Source organism: Alteromonas sp. KUL49, from assembly GCF_006538345.1.
Classification (GTDB): Bacteria; Pseudomonadota; Gammaproteobacteria; order Enterobacterales; family Alteromonadaceae; genus Alteromonas.
In genome coordinates this window covers 1-890 of sequence record NZ_BJKL01000037.1, presented here as the reverse complement: position 1 = coordinate 890, position 890 = coordinate 1, and the positions used below count along the sequence as shown (strand labels likewise).

General features: G+C 47.1%; 1 protein-coding gene. It reads right to left on the bottom strand.

Annotation, left to right across the window (positions count from 1 at the left end):
- Positions 1–95 precede the first annotated feature (95 nt).
- Positions 96–890, bottom strand: a 795-nt coding sequence (locus tag EYS00_RS20410; RefSeq protein WP_165399448.1) for an FAD/NAD(P)-binding oxidoreductase, incomplete at its 5' end; no start/stop codon positions are given.

Here is an 890-nt window from a genome sequence, read left to right as displayed (position 1 = left end):
TTTTCGATAAGTAGTTATTCTACAATCAAAAATTCTAACGCAGTTATCGAGCCTTTTAACAAGCTAGGATGAGCAATTATTTACTACGATTGGTATTAAAGCTTAGTTGCGAGCTCAACACCTTGACGAATCGCTCGAACCGCATCCAATTCACCGGCGTAATCCGCACCACCAATCACATGTAATTTGTTGCCAAACTCTTGCCACATGTCTTCAAATGGTCGCACAGACACTTGACCCGCACAGATCACGACGGAATCTGCATCCAGCACTTTAGGCTCTTTGTTGACGGTAATATGCAGACCTTGGTCATCAATTTTTTCGTAGCTTACGCCGCCCAATAGATTCACACCACGCTTCTCAAGGGTACGCTTATGAATCCAACCGGTTGTCTTACCCGGACCTTTACCCACACGGCCTGCTTTACGCTGCATAACCCAAACAGTTTTCTCACTCATTGCATCTGGGTATGGGAATAAGCCCCCTGGGTGTTCCATGTTTTTATCAATGCCCCATTCATGTAGCCAATCATCTAAGCTGTGTGAAGCGGGTTCAGTGAGCATGGTCGCGACATCGACACCAATCCCACCAGCCCCAACGATCGCAACCTTTTCGCCTACCGGTGTCTTGTCACGAATCAAGGTCTGATAGTCGACGACATTCTCTTGATCAATACCCTCAAGGTTCAGTTTTCTCGGCTCTACACCTGCCGCCATGACAACTTCATCGTACTTAAGCAGCATTTCGAACGTCGCTTCGGTGTCGAGTTTAAGGTTCACACCAGATGCGTCAACTTGGTTGGCAAAGTAACGAATCGTCTCTCTAAACTCCTCTTTGCCCGGGATCTGCATCGCCAATCTGAACTGACCACCAATTCGGTCATTCTTCTC